This is a genomic window from Caldicoprobacter faecalis, from assembly GCF_900115765.1.
In the GTDB taxonomy this organism is placed as follows: domain Bacteria; phylum Bacillota; class Clostridia; order Caldicoprobacterales; family Caldicoprobacteraceae; genus Caldicoprobacter; species Caldicoprobacter oshimai.
In genome coordinates this window covers 1-21,122 of record NZ_FOXR01000012.1, presented here as the reverse complement: position 1 = coordinate 21,122, position 21,122 = coordinate 1, and the positions used below count along the sequence as shown (strand labels likewise).

The 21,122-nt window shown below is 44.4% G+C and carries 19 protein-coding genes and 1 riboswitch; of the genes, 4 read left to right on the top strand and 15 right to left on the bottom strand.

Translation table 11 applies throughout. The annotated features are described in order from the left end of the window. Positions 1 to 143: 143 nt before the first annotated feature. The 3 genes from BM241_RS06235 to BM241_RS06225 form a co-directional block, all read right to left on the bottom strand. On the bottom strand, positions 144 to 362 hold the full coding sequence (locus BM241_RS06235; protein ID WP_025748091.1) for an FmdB family zinc ribbon protein: 219 nt from the start codon (positions 360 to 362) through the stop codon (positions 144 to 146). 106 nt (positions 363 to 468) lie between these two features. Further along, complete coding sequence (locus tag BM241_RS06230; RefSeq protein ID WP_092282306.1) at positions 469 to 1,983, bottom strand: M1 family metallopeptidase; 1,515 nt, start codon at positions 1,981 to 1,983, stop codon at positions 469 to 471. A gap of 34 nt (positions 1,984 to 2,017) precedes the next feature. Further along, a complete protein-coding gene (locus BM241_RS06225; RefSeq protein ID WP_092282305.1) occupies positions 2,018 to 3,310 on the bottom strand; it encodes an ATP-binding protein in 1,293 nt (430 codons plus the stop codon). Between the two features lie 338 nt (positions 3,311 to 3,648). Between BM241_RS06225 and BM241_RS06220 the strand changes: the two genes are divergently transcribed. Then, complete coding sequence (locus BM241_RS06220; RefSeq protein WP_092282304.1) at positions 3,649 to 5,025, top strand: MATE family efflux transporter; 1,377 nt, start codon at positions 3,649 to 3,651, stop codon at positions 5,023 to 5,025. A gap of 185 nt (positions 5,026 to 5,210) precedes the next feature. Here the strand turns inward: BM241_RS06220 and BM241_RS06215 are convergent, their stop codons facing one another. From BM241_RS06215 to BM241_RS12440, 4 genes are all read right to left on the bottom strand, one after another. After that, entirely contained in the window at positions 5,211 to 5,993 is a 783-nt protein-coding gene (locus BM241_RS06215) for an ABC transporter ATP-binding protein (RefSeq protein ID WP_025748095.1), read from the bottom strand. Positions 5,994 to 5,997: 4 nt separating this feature from the next. Continuing rightward, positions 5,998 to 6,990, bottom strand: a complete 993-nt coding sequence (locus BM241_RS06210) for a FecCD family ABC transporter permease (RefSeq protein WP_025748096.1) — start codon at positions 6,988 to 6,990, stop codon at positions 5,998 to 6,000. A gap of 1 nt (position 6,991) precedes the next feature. Further along, positions 6,992 to 8,029 carry an ABC transporter substrate-binding protein gene (locus BM241_RS06205; RefSeq protein WP_025748097.1) on the bottom strand — a complete coding sequence of 346 codons (1,038 nt, stop codon included), beginning with the start codon at positions 8,027 to 8,029 and terminating at the stop codon, positions 6,992 to 6,994. 155 nt (positions 8,030 to 8,184) lie between these two features. Then, positions 8,185 to 8,373: riboswitch (cobalamin riboswitch) on the bottom strand. Then, a complete protein-coding gene (locus BM241_RS12440) occupies positions 8,341 to 8,664 on the bottom strand; it encodes a hypothetical protein (protein WP_025748098.1) in 324 nt (107 codons plus the stop codon). It overlaps the preceding riboswitch by 33 nt. A gap of 192 nt (positions 8,665 to 8,856) precedes the next feature. Here BM241_RS12440 and BM241_RS06200 point away from each other — a divergent pair, with 192 nt between their 5' ends. Next, entirely contained in the window at positions 8,857 to 9,090 is a 234-nt protein-coding gene (locus tag BM241_RS06200; protein ID WP_092282303.1) for an HPr family phosphocarrier protein, read from the top strand. A gap of 239 nt (positions 9,091 to 9,329) precedes the next feature. On the opposite strand, the gene BM241_RS06195 is transcribed toward BM241_RS06200, so the two are convergent. The 3 genes from BM241_RS06195 to BM241_RS06185 all read right to left on the bottom strand — a co-directional run bounded on the left by BM241_RS06195 (position 9,330) and on the right by BM241_RS06185 (position 13,415). Further along, the gene (locus tag BM241_RS06195) at positions 9,330 to 10,754 is read right to left on the bottom strand and encodes an aminopeptidase (RefSeq protein WP_025748100.1); all 1,425 of its coding nucleotides are present in this window, start codon (positions 10,752 to 10,754) and stop codon (positions 9,330 to 9,332) included. A 249-nt stretch (positions 10,755 to 11,003) separates the two neighbouring features. Continuing rightward, the gene (gene feoB, locus BM241_RS06190) at positions 11,004 to 13,160 is read right to left on the bottom strand and encodes a ferrous iron transport protein B (RefSeq protein WP_092282302.1); all 2,157 of its coding nucleotides are present in this window, start codon (positions 13,158 to 13,160) and stop codon (positions 11,004 to 11,006) included. Between the two features lie 15 nt (positions 13,161 to 13,175). Continuing rightward, positions 13,176 to 13,415 (bottom strand): FeoA family protein, encoded by a 240-nt coding sequence (locus BM241_RS06185; RefSeq protein WP_035146723.1) that lies wholly within the window; start codon positions 13,413 to 13,415, stop codon positions 13,176 to 13,178. A gap of 408 nt (positions 13,416 to 13,823) precedes the next feature. Here BM241_RS06185 and BM241_RS06180 point away from each other — a divergent pair, with 408 nt between their 5' ends. Together BM241_RS06180 and BM241_RS06175 are read left to right on the top strand one after the other, a co-directional pair. Beyond that, a complete protein-coding gene (locus BM241_RS06180; RefSeq protein WP_025748103.1) occupies positions 13,824 to 14,258 on the top strand; it encodes a Fur family transcriptional regulator in 435 nt (144 codons plus the stop codon). A gap of 2 nt (positions 14,259 to 14,260) precedes the next feature. Next, positions 14,261 to 14,923: a peroxiredoxin gene (locus tag BM241_RS06175; protein WP_025748104.1), complete on the top strand. Its 663-nt coding sequence runs from the start codon at positions 14,261 to 14,263 to the stop codon at positions 14,921 to 14,923. Positions 14,924 to 15,259: 336 nt separating this feature from the next. Here BM241_RS06175 and BM241_RS06170 read toward each other — a convergent pair whose 3' ends face one another. From BM241_RS06170 to tnpC, 5 genes are all read right to left on the bottom strand, one after another. Then, positions 15,260 to 16,705, bottom strand: a complete 1,446-nt coding sequence (locus BM241_RS06170) for a tagaturonate epimerase family protein (protein WP_092282301.1) — start codon at positions 16,703 to 16,705, stop codon at positions 15,260 to 15,262. 280 nt (positions 16,706 to 16,985) lie between these two features. Then, complete coding sequence (gene rd, locus BM241_RS06165; RefSeq protein ID WP_084054708.1) at positions 16,986 to 17,150, bottom strand: rubredoxin; 165 nt, start codon at positions 17,148 to 17,150, stop codon at positions 16,986 to 16,988. 132 nt (positions 17,151 to 17,282) lie between these two features. Then, on the bottom strand, positions 17,283 to 18,434 hold the full coding sequence (locus tag BM241_RS06160) for a plasmid pRiA4b ORF-3 family protein (RefSeq protein ID WP_092282300.1): 1,152 nt from the start codon (positions 18,432 to 18,434) through the stop codon (positions 17,283 to 17,285). A gap of 62 nt (positions 18,435 to 18,496) precedes the next feature. Then, the gene (locus tag BM241_RS12435; protein WP_156925110.1) at positions 18,497 to 18,634 is read right to left on the bottom strand and encodes a hypothetical protein; all 138 of its coding nucleotides are present in this window, start codon (positions 18,632 to 18,634) and stop codon (positions 18,497 to 18,499) included. Between the two features lie 774 nt (positions 18,635 to 19,408). Continuing rightward, a complete protein-coding gene (gene tnpC, locus BM241_RS06155; RefSeq protein ID WP_092282325.1) occupies positions 19,409 to 20,980 on the bottom strand; it encodes an IS66 family transposase in 1,572 nt (523 codons plus the stop codon). Between the last annotated feature and the right edge of the window lie 142 nt (positions 20,981 to 21,122).

Below are 21,122 nucleotides of genomic sequence, written 5' to 3'. Positions count from 1 at the left end.
GTTCTTGATGGAATCAAATTACACTTGTTATTTTACCACAATATTTTATTTTTTAAATTTAAAATATAGTTACACTTACATTAACTTCAGTTAAAAAACCAGGTTCGTCCACTTCTGGCACAAAAAAATATTTATTAAAAATATCAATGGCCGCAACCACTGCAGCTGCAGCAACTGGAACCGGAACATCCGCTGGAACCAGAAGAACTGCCACTCATTCCGAAATAACACTTGCCTTCATATATCCGCTTTAGGTCATTGCTTCCACACTCCGGACACTTTACCTTGTCCCAATTGCCTCCAAACACCAGCTCCTCAAACTTCTTTCCGCATTTGTTGCACTGGAAATCCAGCAAGGCCATCACCATCTACCCCTTTTACTTCAATAGATTTAACATTAGTAGACTTTAACATTATAAGTATAGCGCTTTTTAACCAAAAAATCAAACAGAATAAATTGGATTTTTACTACCAATTTAGCGATTTCAAGCGCTTCTCAAAAAAGTCCTCCCACGATTTACCTGTTACTTCCTCGCAAGCCTTTATCAACTGAACAGCAGTGGCGTTCTTAAACTTGTTATCCTCATAATACTCCTGCAAGATCCTGTAAAACGTTTGATGGCCTACAGCCTGGCGAAGATCGTTAAATAAGCTGGCCCCCTTTCCATACACGACCAAATCATATGTAAGCCAGTCAGTAAATCTATACACCGGTTGATCGATTGTATGCACCAGCCCTTGGACATGGTATTTTTGCAGATAGGAACACTTGCCATTAACTATGACGTTGTCATAGACTTCCTTTCCCACATCCTCGCCGTACCTGTTCTCATAGTACAGTATCGTCGAATACTCGGTTAATGCCTCATCTAGCCATGCCTCATCTATCTGGTCATTGCCCACCACTGCATACCACCATTGATGCGCCGTCTCGTGCACCGTGACATACTCCAGCCATTGCTGCTCCCGGCCATACAAGCTTTGATCTATCATGACGAGACACGGATACTCCATGCCCCCCACAAAAAAATCAGATTGTACCACCGACAGCTGGCTGTAGGGATACCTTCCAAAACGGCGATTAAAAATTTCGACGGCCGCTGCAGCACAGTCCAGGACTTTTTCTCCCCCATCCCTGCTTTCTGGCAAAAAATACGAATAGACCGTGATGCCATCTACGCTGCGGGATAAAACTTCAAAATCTTTACTGGCAATCCAAGCAAAATCCCTAACAGCCAACGCCTGAAACTCCCATACCTTATAATCCCCCTCGACTTTTACGTTAATCGCTTCCCCCGTAGCAGCTATGGTATAATCGGAAGGGGCTTTAATCTCAACCCTGTAATTTGCCACATCGCTGTAAAACGGATCTCCTATGGGATAATAGGGGTCAGTATTCCATCCGGTGTAGTCATACACGCCTACGATGGGATACCAATTGGTGACATTGAAGGTGTGCTGCCCGTATCCGAACCTGCCAATGCAATTGGGAAGCTTTACAGTATATATCATATCAATCCTGGCAATTTGACCGGGCTTCAAAGGAGTGCTCAACACAATGCTGAGTATATCGCTGCTATAACCTCCAATGTTGAACTCAACCGAATTGCCATTTACCGTAACCAGCTCTATATCAAGCCAACCAGGTGAAAACCCGTTTGGATATGCCCTTTGCTTCTCCTCAGCGAAAAAAGGTACGCGATCTTCATCCCTGAAGGCGTTAGGGTAAAGGTGAAAGTAAAGCCTGTCGAACTCAACATTATGGTTATTTTTATACTCTACCGTTTGCGTACAGCTGAGCTTTGCCTGCTCGGGGTCAAATACCACAGCTATACCATACCAGTTTAAACCCTCGCTGGCTTTCAACAGCTCTGCATCGGCTCCTGGCCGGGCAACGCTGCTCCAGTATAACAACCCCGCTCCAGCCAGCAGCATGCAGGCCAGTATTACAAGTATAAGCCGTTTTAAAGCCTTAACATCCATACTTTACCTCCATCTTCATCATATCCTTTATGCACTACTCTACGTACGGCAGTTCGATTACAAATTTCGTTCCCACGCCCACCTTGCTTTGTACTCTAATATTGCCATTATGATTTTTTATGATATTTTTGCATAAAGTCAGTCCCAGACCGCTGCCACCTTTTTTTGTGGTGTAAAAGAGCTTGAATATGTCCGAAAGGTGTTCTTCAGGGATTCCCATCCCTGTATCCTCAAATTCGATCAACGCCACGCCAGACCGTTCATCCCTCAAAAGCCTTATGGTAAGGGTACCTCCTTTTTCCATGGCTTGTATGGCGTTTTCGATTAAATTAATAAATACCTGTTGAATAGCGCCCTTATCCACCTTTACATACACATTTTGCTCAGGCATCATGAGCTTTATATCCACTTTTCCTATACGAGCTTTGGCAAGCATCAGGTCAACCACATAGCAGAGCAACTCGTTTAGCGAATGCCTCATAAGTTTCCGCTGTGGTGGCCTGGTCAAACTTTTAAAATCATTCAGGAGCTTATCAACCCGCGTGACCTCTGTCAGTATTTTATCTGCTCTTAATGTATCCAGCACTTTTTCAAGCTGCAGCAGCTGTACGTATGCACTTATGGTGGACAACGAGTTGCGGATCTCGTGGGATAGCATAGAAGCGGTATTGACGATATCGTTATTAAATTCAAACAATCTGCGGTTAAAAGCCTCCAGCTCCGCATATTCACTCCTTAAACCCAGCTGATCCTCTATCCCCTTGGCTGCCAGAATGACCATCCCTAACATGCCATAGTTGGCATCCTCTTCTTTCACATAAATGCCCAAAGCTCCCAAAATCCTGCCATCCATGGCATGAATAGGGGCGGCAACACCAGCCCAACCTTTAAAAGCCGCTAAAAAATGCTGATCACCAAATACAGCAATCGGCTTATCGATGACAATGCATGTGCCCAGGGAATTGGTCCCTATATTATTCTCTCTGACTATATGCCCTTTCTCAATCCCCAGCTTGGCAAGGAGAGGTGCCTCCCCTAGCTTATAAAAAATCACGCACTCTTTATCACATAAAAGCACTACGCTATTGTGTTGGGGGATAAGGCTCTTTATTTTCATCATATAAGGAAGTGCAAAATCGATAAGGATTTGGTTGTTTTTTACGATATCGCTCAGTTCAAACTCAGACACTGTCTCTATCTTTGGCAGATCCCGATGTGCCAAACCATTGCCTTTACATCGCTCCCATGACAGGCGTATTTCCTCATCAAAATTCCAAAGATTTTGCTTCGATTCTTCCTCCATATCGAAATTCATACCCTTTATCATCCCCAATCCTCCAGTTGTACAAAAATAATACAAGAAACCGGTTGCTGAAATAAAGTTTCACATTTTTCTTCTAACTTTTATAAATTCTATATCGATCCCTAAATTCCTTCAAAAATTAACTTGGGACCCGACAAAATATCGGTAGGAATATAGTCCATAAAATTAGCTTATTTTAAAACAACGTTACAATAATAAACGTCACCATAATATATATAATCGCTTGAGCCAAAATATATTCAGCTCTACAAAGCGTTTGACAACAAATAAATCGAAATTTATAATGTAAAAGACGACTTTCAAATTTCAAATCCACTATAAAACTTGAAGGAGAAAACAGTATGTCAAAAACAATAGGAAGGGACTTGACAGAAGGAAGCATTGTAAGACATCTTATTGCTTTTTCATCGCCCTTACTTCTAGGCAACGTTTTTCAGGCGCTTTACAACACGGTCGACAGCATATGGGTGGGGCAGTTTCTAGGGCCAGAAGCACTGGGCGCTGTATCAGTGAGTTTTCCCATCACCTTTGTATTGATATCCATGGTTATGGGTATTACCATGGCCACATCAGTACTGGTGTCACAGTATGCAGGCGCCAAAGACGCCGGCATGATTTCAAGGACCATAAACAACTCGTTTTTTATCTTGGGAATAGCCGCTGTCATATTTACAGGACTAGGACTTATTTTCAGCAAAAAGGTGCTCTTGCTTTTAAATACGCCGAAGAACATTCTCGGCTATGCGGTAGAGTATCTGAATATATACCTTTTAGGCCTTGTGTTTACATTCGGCTACAACGTAGTAAGCTCGGTGTTAAACGGCCTGGGGGATTCCAAAACGCCGGTTAAGTTCCTCATCATCGCTACAATCACCAACATCATCCTGGATCCCCTGCTTATCTTCGGCTTTGGGTTTATCCCAGAAATGGGCATCGCTGGAGCAGCCCTGGCAACAATAATGTCTCAGGCCCTGTCGTTCTTGCTGGTGTTTCGATTTCTCATCAAGAACGACCACCTTATAAAGCCTGATTTCAAAAATTTCAAGTTTGACCGTGCTCTGGCATGGAAGCTAATAAAAATTGGGTTGCCTGCGGGCCTTCAACAAATAGTGGTGTCCATGGGGCTGACCATGATGACGGGCATAATTAACCTTTTTGGTTCCAACGCAGTCGCGGCCTTTGGCGCCACCTCCAGGCTGGACCAGTTCGCTCATATGCCCGCCATGTCATTAGGCCTAGCCACATCGGCCCTTACAGGCCAAAACCTGGGAGCCGAAAAGCATGAGAGGGTCAAGGAAATATTCAAGTGGGGCAATATACTGGCGGGTGGCATCACAGCCCTAATCGTCATACTGGTAATGGCATTCCCCAGAGCCATTTTGCAGATTTTCACCACTACCCCTCATGTACTGGACATAGGCAGCAGGTACCTGAGAATCGTAGGGATCTCCTATATTCCCTTTTCTTTGATGTTTGTGACAAACGGAATACTGAGAGGGGCGGGAGATACACTGCCCACCATGATTTTCTCGATTGTATCCCTGTGGCTTATAAGAATACCGCTGGCTCGTTACCTGTCATCGTTAAAAAGCTTAGGAGTGGATGGCATCTGGATGGCCATAGCCATAAGTTCCGTAATCTCTATGATAATGAGCATCACTTACTATTTATCCGGCAAGTGGAAAAACAAAAAAGTGGTCACCAAAAAGGCCCAGTGACCAGCTTTTTGCATACCTTAGCTCCACAGTAGATAAGCATAAAACACGGAGCATATCATTTAAACATGTCGTTCTTTAAACATGTTGCTCTTCCCGCTCACAACACAAATTTACAACGACATAAACTCGAAAAAACTCGAACCGGTCATCCCTCAAGTGTATATCTTTCTCCCTACTGCCCTTTGTCACCTTATGCTCAAATAGGGAATTACATATGGTTTCTTCGAAACAGGGCTTTCAATTATCCTAGCATCCACCGAAAAGGCTGACATTATATTGTCCCGCGTCAGCACTTTAGCAGGAGAGCCACACGCTACCATTTGTCCTTCTTTCATTATGAGGATCTCATCACAGAATTCGGATGCCAGGTTTATATCGTGAAGCACGACGATTACCAGCAATCCTTCAGACGCTAGGTCCCTCACAAGCGACAGTATCTCGATTTGATACCTTATGTCCAGGTGGGATACTGGCTCATCCATCAGCAGAATCTTTGGCCTTTGAGCCAGAGCCCGGGCTATATACACCCGCTGCCTTTCCCCCCCGCTCAGATGCCTTATGCTTCTCTCCTTAAAATGCCATGTGTTGGTTGCCTTCATACATTCTTTTACAATATCCCTGTCTTGTTTTGTTTCAGATTGAAATCGCTTAATATACGGCATCCTGCCCATCATCACTATGTCATAGCAGGTGAATTCGAAGTCATACACCCCGTCCTGTGGAACGTATCCGATATACCTTGCTCTCTCCTTTATGCTGTAATCCCTGATATTTTTCCCCAGTACGGACACGGTGCCGGAGACAGGCGTCAAATAACCCGATATGTTTTTAAGAAACGTGGTCTTGCCGCTGCCATTAGCGCCTATTATGCCCAGCACCATATTCCTCTCTATGCTAAGGTCTATTCCTTTTAATACCTCCACTTCTCCGTACGAGAACCTCAACCTATCCACCTTAAGAATGTTCATGGCATCACATTCCTTCGCCTTTTCGTCTGTTCTTTATCAGCAGGTACAAGAAAAAGGGCCCGCCAAACGCTGCCGTGATTATACCTATAGGTACCTCTACCGGCTTCAATATCACCCTTGCCACTACATCGGCAAAAAGCAAAAAAGTTGCCCCTGCTATGGCACTGAAGGGCACAAGTACCCTGTTGTCGGGCCCTACAATAAGTCTCGATATATGAGGTACGATAAGTCCAACAAACCCTATGACCCCCCCAACCGATACAGCGGTTGCGGTCACCAGCGAACCAAGCGCAAGCACCACCTTTTTTACCAGTTCTGTATTGACCCCAAGATGCTCGGCCACCTCTTCCCCGGTCAATATGGCATTCACATCCCTTGAAAAGGTATACAGCACAAAAGAGCCGATGGCTATCACCGGCACCGAAAACATCACATCTTCCCAGCTTGTAAGATTGAATCCCCCCATGGTCCAAAAGATTATCCTCGACAGCTCACTACGGTTGAGCAGCATCATCAGGGATATGACAGCCGACATAAAAGCGCTTACGGCTATCCCGGCCAGCAGCATGGTGGTCATGGATATTCTGGCGCCGATTTTGGATATGGAGTACACAAAGAATACGGTGATGAGCGAAGTGATAAACGCCATAGCATTGAGCCCGAAGATTCCAAACCCCAGCACTATGGCTATGGTAGCGCCCAGGGCCGCCCCCGACGAAATCCCCAGCACATACGGATCAGCCATCGGGTTTCTCAGTAACCCCTGGAAAAAAGCCCCCACAACCGAGAGGCCCATACCCACCACAGCCGCCTCAATCGCCCTGGGGAGTCTCAAAGTAAGGATTATGGTCTTTGAGGGGTCATCGCCCTTGCCCGTGAAAACATCTAAAATTTTCCGCAGGGGCATTTCCACCGCCCCCGCAGAAACCGAAAATATGGCCACTACGATAAACACAAGGAAAGCTATGACAAAATACGCGCTCCTTTTAAGCCTCACTTTACTCAAATACCTCCGGATGTAATATTCTGGCAATCTCTTCAAGAACTAATATGATTCTATTAGAAGGTCTGGAAATAAGGTCATCATTGCTTAACACAAATACCTTATCATTTTTTACAGCATTTGTATCTCTATAACCTACCATATTTTTAATATCTTTTACTTTATCTGCATAAGAAGCCCCCATTATTATAATATCTGGATTTTTCTTGACCAGTTCCTCAGTGCTGTACTGTATCCATTCACCGTCTGCATCAGCCGCTATATTCTCACCGCCGGCCAGGGCTATCAGCTCATCAATGAAGGAGCCTTTGCCGGCCGTCCAGTTGCCATTTATGTCGAGCAGATAAAACACCTTTACTTTGGGCAAATCCTTTGTCTTGCCGCTTATCTCATCAATTTTATTCTGCATCTCACGTATAACTTCCTGCCCTTTCTCCTGTTTGCCCGTCAGCTTTCCGATGAGCTGAATGGATTCATATATCTGCTTGATGTTTCTGGCTTCCAGCACCGCAACAGGAATACCAGTAGACTGCTGCAGCGACTCCATCTGGTCCTTGCCAGACAAAGAAGACGCAAAAATTATATCTGGCTTTTGGGCGATAATGGCTTCCACGTTGGGCCCATTGAAATCGCCCACTTTGGGCACATCTTGCACTTCCGGGGGATAATTATCAAACGTGGTGACGCCCACCACCCTGTCGCCCGCTCCCAAAGCGTAGATAAGCTCGGTTATGGAAGGAGCAAGCGATACTATTCGCTGGGGCTCCTTTTCAACGGTTACTTCCCTGCCCACGAAATCAGTGAACTTAAATGGGAACGCTACAGCGTCGCCAACATCTGTATCCTGAGATTCGCTATCAGGAATAGTCCCCTGTACTGCCTTGCCAGCATCTTCAGACTCGGTATCCTGCGATGCGTCGCTATCGTTGGCAATATCCTGCGGCTTCTCGCCACTAGCGTTTGAGCAGGCCACAGCCCAAAAGGCCAGCAAAAGCACCAGCAACCACCCAAGCAAACCTTTCAACCTTCTCATAACCATCCTCCTCAGCTTAAGGTTTTTTGTTTATCATGAAAAAAGGCCCACCTCCCCACGGAGGCAGGCCTTTTAGGCACAAAGGCACAAAAGCAGACAAAACGATATTCCAAAGCCGAGCACAAAAATACCGTTCCACCTTCCCTCCGAAGGCGAACTATCCACGTCTTATGGCAGGTCTCCTGGCTCGCGATTCATCTTCCACCCAACCTTCCCATCCCCTTCAACCGAATTGGGGGACAGTGGCATATCAGGGCTTCATCCTCGCTCACAGTAGCGGGGGCTGCAGCGGATTTTCACCGCTTTCCCTTTTAACCTTTCGGACCATAAGACTTAAACCGGCTATGCAATTGTATATATAAAATTTTACAATTGTTGATGGGACAAGTCAATAGCCATTTAACTATTTTGTATTTTGAAGACTGCTTTTTCAGCCCTTCTTCGATCCACTCAAAGAATTCATCAGGCACCTCTATGTAACGTCCTAGCGTATCCTGCTCAAAGCGACAAATACCAAACTCGCGGTAGCACAGCAAAGGACCATATCCCGTATCCTCGGCGAAAAACTCCAGCAAATAGGTATAGGGCTGAAGTATTATTCCTTCCAAGCCATCCCTTTCATTGTGCACCACCACATCCACTATCCTTTGTATTATATCAATATTTTAGCACATAAGACAATCACTTGCACTCCTAAATCCCATCTATACTCCATCTCATTTATGCATTCTTTGGATAAGATTGATATTTGAATTTCAAATTCAGTGGTATATAATATATGGAACTGAGAATATGATCTTTAAGTAAAAAGGGAGGTGGGTTACGGCATGACGATAGAAAGGCAGGTAAAGCTCGAGAAGCTCACCCAGGTGTGTGACTTCGTCAACCTGGCTTCCAAATACAGCTGCGACGTAAAGGTGAAGAGCAACGACCACGTAGTAGATGGCAAGAGCATACTGGGCATATTGACCCTCTCCCTGTGGAAGCCGGTGACGGTATCAGCCTCGGGAGAGGACGCTGAAGAATTTGTAGCCCAACTGGAGCCATTTCGACCTCAATGAAAAAGGTATCCCTTCAATAATAAAAAGCGAGAGGGATACCTTTTCGTTTTTAAGCAATTTTTTCAGTATGCGTATGTCCCATGCTTTAAACGCACACACCACTGCTTTTAGCCCAAGGTCAAGCATGCTCTGCCTTTTACAATCAAACCCAACGTGCAATTTACACCAATGCATTATACTGCCAAAGAGAAAAGCGTAAATACTATTTTAAACGGTGTAAACCGCAATATTGCAGTGGTCTACGCTTCCACAAGGAAAGCATGATATCCTCGCATGGCTTCGTATATATCCGCCTTGCTGGTAACTTCCCAGGGCGCATGCATGCTGTGAACCGGAACCCCGCAGTCTATTACATCCATTCCATATTTGGCAAGTATGTACGCGATGGTTCCGCCACCACCTTGGTCCACCTTGCCCAATTCAGCAGTCTGCCATGTAACGCCGTGCTTATCCATGATGGCACGAAGATAGGCAATATATTCGGCATTGGCATCGTTGCTGCCAGATTTTCCCCGCGTCCCGGTGTATTTGTTAAACGTGATGCCTTTGCCCAAATAGGCAGCGTTTTTCTTCTCCATTACCGACGGGTAGTTTGGATCGAAACCCGCACTGACATCGCAGGACAGCATTTTGGAATTGGCCAGGGCCCGCCGCATCTTAAGCTCACTGTAATCCCCCGAAAGGTTCATGATTTCAGCTAAGGTGTTCTCAAAAAAACGCGATGTCATGCCTGTTGCTCCTACGCTGCCTATCTCTTCCTTGTCCACCATCAATGCCACACACGTCTTTTCAGGGCTTTCCACCCTCATGAGGGCTTCGAAAGACGTATAAGCGCATACGCGATCATCCTGTCCATAGGCAATGACCATGCTTCGATCCAGCCCATAATCCCTTGCCGGCCCTGCAGGTACCACCTCCAACTCTGCCGAAACAAAGTCCTCTTCATCTATCCCATACCTCTCATTGAGCAGGCGCAAGACATTCTTCTTGACCCGCTCCCCCTCGTTTTTATCGTCTACCTTGAGCGGCATGCTGCCTACGCACACGTTGAGGTCCTCACCTTCAATACCTTTGGCAAGCTTTTTCTCCATCTGCTCAGCAGCCAAATGGATTAGAAGGTCGGAGATCCCCACTACAGGGTCATCATCCTTTTCGCCAATCACCACGTCAATGACCGTACCGTCCTTCTTAACCACCACCCCGTGTATGGCCAGCGGTATGGCAACCCATTGATACTTCTTAATGCCGCCATAATAATGGGTTTCAAGCATCGCCAGACCTGAATCTTCATATAGTGGATTCTGTTTTAAATCAAGGCGTGGCGAATCTATATGGGCCCCCAGAATTCTCATGCCCTTCTCAAGGGGCTGCTGCCCGATAACAAACAAAGCCAATGTCTTGCCCATGTTGTTGGCATACAGCTTATCGCCGGGTTTCAGTCTCTCCCCTCGCGCCATAACCTCCTCAAGATTTCGATAACCACGGCTTTCGGCCAGTGCAATGAACTCCCTGACACATTCCCTTTCAGTTTTGCACTTTGATATAAAAGCCTTGTAGCCTTCAGCAAAAGAAAATACCCTGCCTAGCTCTTCGTCGGTGTACTTATCCCAGGCATATTTATATACCTTTACCAAATCCAAACCGCTCTTTTCATTCGCACCCATCTTTAAAACTCATCCCCTTATTTTAAAGTTTATGTAACCTTTTATAATCGCTATAGCTTTTATCCCCACCAAGCAGTTTATACACCCACCACTGGTTATGTGGTAACAGACAAATCCTCCAGATACTTCCTTCAATATTTTACCACATTTTTTAAAATAATTCATCCATATACTGCAAAAACATAATTCACTGAACTTGATATAAGCCAAAAATTTCCTTAAACACTCAACTATAACGAGGTAAAACTTTTAGACCAGCCCCAGCAGGCGTGCCGTCTGCGCCACCACAAAACACAAAACAATTCCAGTAATGGTAGGAACCATAAACGAGAGCAGCGTCCATTTCCAGCTGCCGGTTTCCTTCCGAATGGTGAGCATCGTGGTACCGCAGGGAAAATGGTTGAGGGAAAACAACATGGTGCACAGGGCGGTCAACCAAGTCCAGCCATGCTCCACCAGTATCTGCCGCAGGACGCTTAAGCTGTCCAGCTCCACCAAGGTTCCGGCTGACATATAGCTCATGAGCACTATGGGTATCACTATCTCATTGGCCGGCAAGCCCAGTATGAAAGCCATTAAGATATATCCATCCAGCCCCAGCAAGCGGGCAAACGGGTCAAGGAAGCCCGCAAAATGGCTCAACAGGCTATCCCCTGCTACGCTTACATTGGCCATAACCCATATGACAAGTCCGGCAGGAGCGGCCACCGTAACAGCACGGGCTAACACAAACAGCGTACGATCCATCAATGAACGCACCAAAATCTTACATACCTGTGGCTTCCTGTAGGGTGGAAGTTCCAATACAAACGAAGAAGGCAGCCCCCTTAAAACGGTACGCGACAATATCTTGGAAATCAAGAGCGTGATACCTACTGCCAGCGTGATCATAGCCATAACTACAAGGGTTGCTACTATCGTTTGAAGCCATCCCGCCCCTCCGGCCATAAATATGGTCGCTAAAGCGATCAGCGTAGGAAATCTCCCATTGCATGGAACATAGTTGTTGGTAATTATAGCGATAAGCCTTTCCCTGGGAGAATCGATTATCCGGCAAGCTACAACTCCGGCTGCATTGCAGCCAAATCCCATACACATGGTCAAGGCCTGTTTACCGTGGGCACACGCCCTTTTGAAAAAATTGTCCAGGTTGAAGGCCACCCGTGGAAGATATCCCAGGTCCTCCAACAAGGTAAACAGGGGGAAAAATATGGCCATGGGTGGCAACATCACTGACACCACCCACGACAGCGTTCGATATACTCCATCGATTAATATGCCACACAGCCATTCAGGCGCATCAGAAGCCATAAAAAGTTCGACGAGCTTCTGTTCCAGATGAAAAAATGCCTTAGCCAGTATCTGTGAAGGATAATTCGCCCCCTCGATGGTAATCCAGAACATCAACCCTAAAAGCGCGAGCATGGCGGGTATGCCCCACACCCTTGACGTAAGCAGGTCATCTATTTTGGAATCTATACTATTGATTGCGCTTTCTTTGCGGTGTACCACCTGACGGCTTACCTCTTCGGCATTGTGGATCAATGCAGATACTAGTCGGTCTCGAAGCTGGCCAATGGTTATACCCTGTTCCACAAGCATATTCCGCGTTTTGTGCAACCTTTCCCTAAGGTCGGTTGAAGCAAAGATGTCGGTCCCCAGATAACGTTTAAAAGCCTCTGCAATAGCTTGGTCCCCTTCAAGAAGGCGCAGTGCCAGCCATCGGCTGCTTATACTGCAGCCTAAGTTATCCATTAGACGGCTTATTTGCGGTTCAATAATGCCCACAGCATCTTCTATTACCCCATCGTACTCTATCTTGATGGGATTTACGCTAAACCTACCACAAGCCACGCTCCACACCGCTTCCTTCAATCTGTCCAACCCTTGCCCTTTAAGCGCGCTGGTACCCACCACCGGCACGCCCAGAATATCCGAAAGCCTCTTCAGGTCGACTTGAATACCTTTTCTGTGGGCTTCATCCATCAAATTTACGCATACCACCACCTTGGGCGTCATCTCCAGAATCTGAAATACCAGATTGAGATTTCTCTCCATACAGGTGGGATCTACAACCACAACCGTTACATGGGGATCACCAAAGCATATAAAGTCCCTGGCCACCTCCTCTTCCAGCGAATTGGCCATCAGCGAATAAGTACCCGGCAAATCCACCAACACGAAGTTTTTCCCATTATAACCATAACGTCCACAGGCGTTGGTAACCGTCTTCCCAGGCCAATTCCCAGTATGCTGCTTTAACCCCGTCAAGCTGTTAAACACGGTGCTCTTCCCCGTATTGGGGTTGCCGGCTAAAGCAACTACGATATCGCCGGACAATTGTACCTGTACTTGAGATATCCGACGTATTGTAGCCAGCCCGGTCGACTGTCCTGTCAGTCCCACACAAGCCACCTCCTACTATAACACAAATCTTTCAACTAAAATTTTTGAGGCCTCCTCGCAGCGAAGCGCAATCATGGCTCCTCTTATCTCATACAAAGTGGGATCACCTGACAGGCTCTTGCGTACAGCCTTAACTTCAGTGCCAATGATAAGCCCCAGGTCCATAAGCCTCCTCCGCAAAGCTCCGTGAGCATTTATCTGTCTCACCCTTGCTGTGCAACCAATAGGAAGGAGATTTAAAGGTAAAAGCTCCATCCGCAGTCCTCCCAAGCCATCTGTAAATTTTCAGAAAAAGGTATCTCTTTCGGCTAATTATATGCCCAAATTCGGCCTTGTGTGCTTGTGCCACTCATACAAAACTCAATAAAAATTTTTTAAATACTGTATTGACAAGATAAAAATCTGTAATTATAATTAAATTGTAATCATTACAAAATTAAAATTATTACAGAAACGTTAAGAAGTGCACACAGCCGGTTACAAAACGGTTATAAAAGTTGTGCTTCTGACAGCATACTAAAAAGACCGTTGGAACAGCATAGCCATGACAACATGGAAATGGGCTAACAGATAGGGCCAACTGGAGCCGAATTTGGTCAAAAACCATAGACAAATCAACAGAGAGGCTCAGATACTTTTATCAGGGACGAAAGGATGAAGGAAATAGAAATGGAACATACGGTTAAGCAGCTTAAAGAATATCTTAGCAACCACGACATCAAGCCATCCACTATAAGGCTTAAAATATTGGAATATCTGCTCAATAACCGAATACACCCAACAGCCGATGACATCTATAAAAATTTACTGGATCAGATACCCACTCTTTCTAAAACCAGCGTCTATAACACCTTGGACTTATTTGCCGATAAAGGTGTGGTAAAAGTCCTATCCCTCAATGAAAAGGAGGCACGCTATGACATAAATACCCGCTTTCACGGCCACTTTAAATGCCATGTATGCGGCCGGGTATATGACTTTTCCATTTCCTATGACATTTCAACACCACAGGAATTAAAAGGGTTTGACATCAATGATATTGACATAAATTTTTATGGCATATGCCAAAATTGTAAAAATCAAGGGAGGAGGATTTGAAAATGGAGGAGATAAGGATGAAACTGCTTGGAGAGAAATTTCCGTCTATGGAGGTGATAACGACCCACGGAACCAAAAAGCTTCCCGAGGACTACGCCGGCGAGTGGTTTGTACTCTTCAGCCATCCGGCAGACTTTACGCCGGTGTGTACCACCGAATTCGTCGAGTTTGCCCGGAAAGCCCCCGAGTTCAAGGAATTGAATACTGAATTGATAGGCCTGTCAGTTGACCAAATATTCTCCCACATAAAATGGGTGGAGTGGATGAAAGAGAACACCGGCATTACCATTCCTTTCCCCGTCATTGCTGATGAACTGGGTAGGGTGGCAAATCAGCTGGGGATGATTCATCCAGGGAAGGGCACCAACACAGTACGAGCGGTATTCATAGTGGATGACAAGGGCATCATCCGGCTGATCATGTACTATCCACAGGAAGTTGGAAGAAACGTAGACGAGATATTGCGAGCCCTCAAGGCCCTACAAATATCTGACAAATATGACGTGGCCTTGCCGGAGAAATGGCCCAACAACTACCTGATTAAAGACCACGTGATAGTTCCACCATCCAAAGACGAAGCCGGCGCCAATGAAAGAAAAGAAAAGATAAAGGCAAAAGAGATAGAAGCATTTGATTGGTGGTTTGTGCATAAGCCGCTAAAATAACAAGAAAGCAAGGCAAAAGATAACCTATTGGATAAGATCTTATGATAGATATTTAAACCGCGCAACTGATAAAGGAGACAACAGGAAGGCCTTTTATATACAGGCTTTCCTGTTGTCTTTATGTAGCCACATCTTTTTATTGCATTTTATCATCTCACTAATAACACGTCAAGCTCTACAGCCACACGCTGCATACTCAGCCTGTCTGCATACAACCGTCACCATGCAGCCGCCGAAATTCCGCGCCTTGCAAGCATCTTGCATTGCCATTCTACCATGTCTTGCATTGCCACCTCACTGCTGGAATATAGCTCAATCCAGTTGAGGAAGAGAATGTCATTTTAAAAGCTCCAAATGCTTCTTTATATTGTCTGACACATACCTGTAGTGCTCGGCTTCATGCTGGTTCAATACCTCGTAAATCTCTTGCCTTTTTTCATCTAACAGTACCCCGTAAGATATGTGCAGCAACTGCTTTACTTTGGGATTTTGAAGCACATGGAGGTTATCCAGATCCAATCCTTCCTCGAAGTCCTGCCTGTAGATGGAAATTTTATACGCCTTTTTGCTCTCCTCCAGGTTATCCAGGGCAATGTTGTAAAGCTCTTTAAAAAGCTGCCTGTCTTTTTCGTGTATCACGTTTAAAGCCTGCAACCAGCTGGTACCCGAAGTCTTTATATGGAAGTTATGCTGGGTTGCGTCATTGAAAATTCTGTATACGCTGAACTTATCGCTACCCGAATGAAGGCTCAACCTGTACCCTCCAAGCATTCTTGCAACGGCGCAGTGCTTGTTGAGCTCCACCGTAAATTTGTCTATATCACCCCTGTAATCCACCGCCTTCTCAAATTCTCCAGGAAATTTGGGAGCCAGGCTCCAAAAATCTATCCCTCTCCTATGCAGATACTCGGCCACAAATATGTGGTCCTCCACCGTCGTATCTCGGTCCCCTTCGTCGATGGAGACCTCGAGGTCAAAATCCTTCAGCCTTTCTTTAAGCAAACCATGAACCCTCTCAACAAAATTCATGGCCTTCTCGTATATCACAGCAGACCTGTACAGCTCTTCTTCCTTTACCGTATACTCCCCGCCTTCGAAACTGATTCTTTTGCCGCTGAAGTCTTTTATTATATCCCTGCTGTGCTGAGAAAGATGGTCTGCCTTATCCGGCGAAACATCTCCCTTTACCAGCATCTCGCTTACATCCAGGGTATACATGGTATAGCCAGCATCTGCGGCTTCCAGCAAATACCTCTCATCCTTTATATGGTCGGCATCTGCACCAAATTCGCCGGTGTAACCGGCCTCCAGCACGCCCAATACGGCCTTCAACAGGACATCCCTGAAATCCCTGTGGGTTTTCTCAAGCTCCCTAGGCGATTGCTGTGCCAACACAGGGAACATGTTATAGCTTTTGAAGGCATCTAGGTGTGCAGGGGTGGCCAAACCAAGCCTGTCGCCGGTACCGAAGGACGCCTTGTTTTTGCATGGCACCAGAGCAATGCCAAATTCATCCCTCAAAATGAGGTAGTTTTCAAAACTTAACGGGTAGAGATTGAAGGAAAAGCCAGTGGCTTCTACTTTGATGTCTTCAGCAAAAAACGGAGCCTTAAACCCGAGGGCCTTTCCCTTGCTTAAGATCCCTACTTTCTTGTCAGCATTGCCCTTGGCCACAAAAACATAAATGTCTTCTGCCAGATTGCGCACCGAATTGGGATATAAAACAAATGAATGGCGTGACAGTAAACTCGAGAGTTGATTTAATACATCCTTATCCATCATGCCCATCTTCCCCTTCTATTGAATTGATATTTCTAAAGTTTCAGCCTTTAATTTTCCCCTCAAGCATGCATATACGGATCATCAACCAACAAATATTTTACCATATATCTCCCCACAATGCATCTTTTAGACTACAAAATGACTAAATCAATTTTGCTGCTCAAAACGAAATCTTCATATTGGAATACCGTTCACCATTGGCCACATACACCATATTCAATCTCCCTTTCGCTTTAAAAATTTATAGCCGGTATAGAAACCGGCCATACCTTAATACGCATCACTCGTCCAGGGGCTCAAACATGTCTTTCCCAACGCCACACTCGGGGCATACCCAGTCATCCGGTAAATCCTCAAAAGCCGTGCCTGGTGCAATCCCTCCATCTGGATCCCCCACCGCAGGGTCATAAACATATCCACACACGGTGCATTGATATTTGGTCACAGTACTTCCTCCTTCCCATTTTCCGGTGGTAAATTACACTCTGCCCGTGAATTACCACCCACCTAAATTCGAAAGAATTTTTACAACAAAATATTTACCCTCATTTTAACTATTAAAACAACAATTTCTCCTTTATTCTCCCCAGTCGTCATCTTCATCATCGTCATCATAATAATACCCATACTGCCTCGGGGCCTTACCTTTCTCTTCTATGACCTCAGGCTTCTTAAGCAGAGGTTCATCCCTATTAATTTGTAATAGCTGCACATCAAACTCCCATGAGTCACCATAATCAAAAAAATACAAAAAATGTTGTCCTTCATACAAATCAAGTTCACCGATTCGCACCTGATTCACATATGGCCCCTCATCTAACAAAGGCGCATGATACGCGTTATCGGAATATTTCTTTCCATCCATAAAAAATGAATACAGATGGTCATTATCAAAATCAAAAGCCATTTGTATGGCATCATGCAAATCTTCTAGTGTATGCCTGGATGAAATCTTTATCTTTCGCCATACTCCTCTCCCAAGCGATACCTTAAACACATAGTTCCCTTCAACGTCTTTATGTATTTCGGCTGTAACGGTTTTATTCAGCACTCCTTCCGGAAATACAGGTTCTAACAACTTGTAAAACGGAACAGATTCCCTTTTGTGTTTTCGTTTGCGCGATCTACTTGCCTTTGCTCGTCCCCTTACATTCATAAGCTGGGAAAATAAATCTACTCCAAAATGAGAATTGTCCGATATGTTCTTCTCATACAGCCCATTCTTCTTTAACCAGGGTATATTCCAATTTAGTATGTCGTATTCGGCCAAAATTTTGCACACCTTTACTCCAAATTCCGTTGGAATCACTGCTTCTATTCTATCATCGTATTTGGTCAGTTTCTTTCCATTTTCAACAACTGGTATATATGTGCACAAGCCAAAATAATCTAGGTATTGTATTATTACCGAGTATGAAGAAAAGATCGGGTCATCCATTTCATAACCCGAAAATGCACCACTTCTCAACTCTTCTCCCGGCTTTGAAAAAGCTATAGTCTCCACCACTCTATCAATAGGATCTCTAGAAAATATATATGAATTTGCGATCTCACCAAAATCATATCTAGTCCAAAAAGTTTCAAAAATGAAGGCATACTTTTCAAAAATATTTAAAGAATCAAATTCATCTTTTCTCACGGTATGAATCAAATGAACATTCCCCTTATGATCTGCTATTCTTTGATACAGCTTTCCCGCTAAGGCTAGATTAAATAACAAATCAATCACAGGATATGCCTCCTGCTGAAAATTTGGAGCAGCAACTTCCTTTTTGTGAACGAGCAGTGAATTTAATTCAAATAAATCTTTTTCCCCACTACGCCCTTCTTTTTGGTCAATACTGGATTGTTTTGATCAATAAAATTGCAAAACCTCACAAAATCGTTCACAGTAGCGCTTATATCCTTCTCACTTGCTTTATACATCATTTAAAGCTTCACCTACCTTATTTTATTATCCTTGATGTTCAAAAATTTTGTGAATTTTACCTTCAACAAAGGAACCTCACGGAAACAAAAAACCCCTCTCCGTTTTAATTTTATCACAACCGCACATTATTATGCTAGTTACTTATTTTGGTTTGTGTCAAAGTAAATATAATCATTATTCAATTACTCCTGCATATATCTTTTGCCGGTAATATATTCGACATAAATTGCAAAATTACTTGCAGAACTTTAAATACAATTTGAACTACCTATTTTTAACATATGGAGTCGAGGTTATAACAGTTTTTAAAAAAATTGAAATACTTACTTTTACAAATATTTACAAGCCTTATTTTATGCTGGTTATAACAGAAGTTTTTAGCCTGTCTATAAGAGATTGAAACATGCATCTCAAAAAAGGCATAAAAATACCACCTCAACCTTGCTTGGTTGGGTGGTTTAATGAAATATCACCTTAATTCTTGTAGCTAATTCCCTGATTGGTATCCCATCAATTTTAAACTCATTCAAGAATTCCTCAATTGTATCATATTCTTTTTCGGTTTCTGGTTTGTTGGTAAGCGTAAAATAATACCCACCTTGACGAGAAAACATCATTTTGTGGGCACAAATTGCACAATCGGAATAAGAAAAACAGCTTAATTTCAAGCTTTTTCAAACTTTAACTGACAAACTGATAACTTAAACCGGCAATTATCAAAGTATCGCGATAAAAACAATCCCCACCTTATATAAGGCGGGGATTTCGTATCTTTATTTCACCCTGCAACAACTCGGCAGAGTGGTTGACCATGGTAAAACCTCGTCCAACTTTTCCTTATCCTCTATATCAATATTCGGCAGCTTCTCAAATAAATACTTCAAATATTCAAACGGATTTAACCCATTCTCCTTGGCAGTCTCAACTATACTGTAGATCGTTGCACTGGCTCTTGCACCCTTCGGCGTATTGCTAAATAGCCAGTTCTTCCTCCCTATCACAAACGGCTTTATTGACCTCTCGCTTATATTGTTATCTATCTCCAGCCTACCATCCAATAAAAATGCTGTAAGCTTATCCCACTGGTTTAGGCAATACCTAATAGCCCCACCTAACACGCTCTTAGGCAGTACCCTTGGCATATGGTATTTTAAATACGAATAAAACTCATCCAGTATCGGCTTACTCCGCTTCAATCGCTCTTCATACCTCTCCTCGGGTGTAACATCTCGAAGCTCCCGCTCAATTGCAAACAGCTTATTGCAGTAATCAAGCCCCTCCTTTGCCACGCTTGCTATACTTTCACTCGTCCCAGGTATTGCCTTTAATGCTTCATCAAATTTCCTCCTTGCATGCGCCCAGCATCCCACTAATACTACATCAGGTATACCATTGTATCCTTCATAACCATCTACATGCAGATACCCTTTGAATCCCTCTAAAAACTTCTTCGCATGCCTCCCTGCCCTCGTCGTCTGATAATCATAAAGTACTATCGCTGGACCATCCCTACCTGTACGATAAAGCCACATGTACGATACAGTGTCGGCTGCCCGCCCTGGCTCGTGTAATACCTGCAATGTCGTCTCGTCTGCATGCAGTATATCCCTCTTGATTAGATGTTCCCTCATCCTCTCATATACTGGCCTCAACCACCTCTCTGACCCCTGTACCATCCAGTTAGCCATCGTCTGCCTTGATAGCTCTATCCCCATCCGTTCCCACTGCTGCTCCTGCCTATAAAACGGCATCCCTTCCACAAATTTCTGAGCCATTACATATGCAATAGCAGATGGTGAGGCAATACTTCCAGGAAGTGCAGCTTTAGGCATTGTTGCTATTACTATGGGTGTGCTCACTTCATTTTGCTCACAATTGCGGCAGGCATATACATAGCGTACATGCTTCACTATGCTTACCTTGGCAGGTATAATCTTTAGCTCTTCCCTCACCTCTGTGCTCATCTCATGAAGCTTACCACCGCAGCATGGACATACCTGCTCTTCTTCTGGTAAACGGTACTCTATCACTTCAACAGGAAGGTCCTTTATATTCTCTGCCCTGTGTCCTTTCCTCTTGCGGCGCTTGTATGTTATCTCCTCTATAGCAGGCTCGGCAGCTTCTGCGTTCGATTCCTTCTCCGCTTCATTGAAAAAACTGAGCTGTTCCCCCTCCCCCGAATTCGTCTTCTCGCTCGAACGCCCATACATCTTTTGCCGGCTTAAGCGAAACTGTTCTTCAAACCACCTCAGTTTCGCTTTAAGCTCCTCTATCTCCTGCTTTAAAAGGCTGTTCTCTTTCATTAACTCTTCAATTGTAACTGTAGCAGTTGATGTATTTTCCATGATATTTATTGTATTCGACATCAAATGCTAAAACCCTTCAATTCTTCTGAAAATTTTTAAAAATTCTTTATATTACCGTATTCACAGTCACTTTTTTGTGGGCACTTCTCTGCTCTAGTGACAATCCATCCAGTAACCATCT

Bases quoted from the DNA above. Each gene is read 5' to 3' on its own strand.
- BM241_RS06170 (WP_092282301.1), bottom strand. From the start codon at position 16,705: ATGATGGATAAGGATGTATTAAATCAACTCTCGAGTTTACTGTCACGC.
- BM241_RS06195 (WP_025748100.1), bottom strand. From the start codon at position 10,754: ATGGGTGCGAATGAAAAGAGCGGTTTGGATTTGGTAAAGGTATATAAA.
- BM241_RS06200 (WP_092282303.1), top strand. From the start codon at position 8,857: ATGACGATAGAAAGGCAGGTAAAGCTCGAGAAGCTCACCCAGGTGTGT.
- BM241_RS06215 (WP_025748095.1), bottom strand. From the start codon at position 5,993: ATGAACATTCTTAAGGTGGATAGGTTGAGGTTCTCGTACGGAGAAGTG.
- BM241_RS06175 (WP_025748104.1), top strand. From the start codon at position 14,261: ATGGAGGAGATAAGGATGAAACTGCTTGGAGAGAAATTTCCGTCTATG.
- BM241_RS06225 (WP_092282305.1), bottom strand. From the start codon at position 3,310: ATGATAAAGGGTATGAATTTCGATATGGAGGAAGAATCGAAGCAAAAT.
- BM241_RS06235 (WP_025748091.1), bottom strand. From the start codon at position 362: ATGGCCTTGCTGGATTTCCAGTGCAACAAATGCGGAAAGAAGTTTGAG.
- BM241_RS06220 (WP_092282304.1), top strand. From the start codon at position 3,649: ATGTCAAAAACAATAGGAAGGGACTTGACAGAAGGAAGCATTGTAAGA.
- BM241_RS12435 (WP_156925110.1), bottom strand. From the start codon at position 18,634: ATGATGTATAAAGCAAGTGAGAAGGATATAAGCGCTACTGTGAACGAT.
- BM241_RS06205 (WP_025748097.1), bottom strand. From the start codon at position 8,029: ATGAGAAGGTTGAAAGGTTTGCTTGGGTGGTTGCTGGTGCTTTTGCTG.
- BM241_RS06185 (WP_035146723.1), bottom strand. From the start codon at position 13,415: ATGGAGCTTTTACCTTTAAATCTCCTTCCTATTGGTTGCACAGCAAGG.
- tnpC (WP_092282325.1), bottom strand. From the start codon at position 20,980: ATGGAAAATACATCAACTGCTACAGTTACAATTGAAGAGTTAATGAAA.
- BM241_RS06230 (WP_092282306.1), bottom strand. From the start codon at position 1,983: ATGGATGTTAAGGCTTTAAAACGGCTTATACTTGTAATACTGGCCTGC.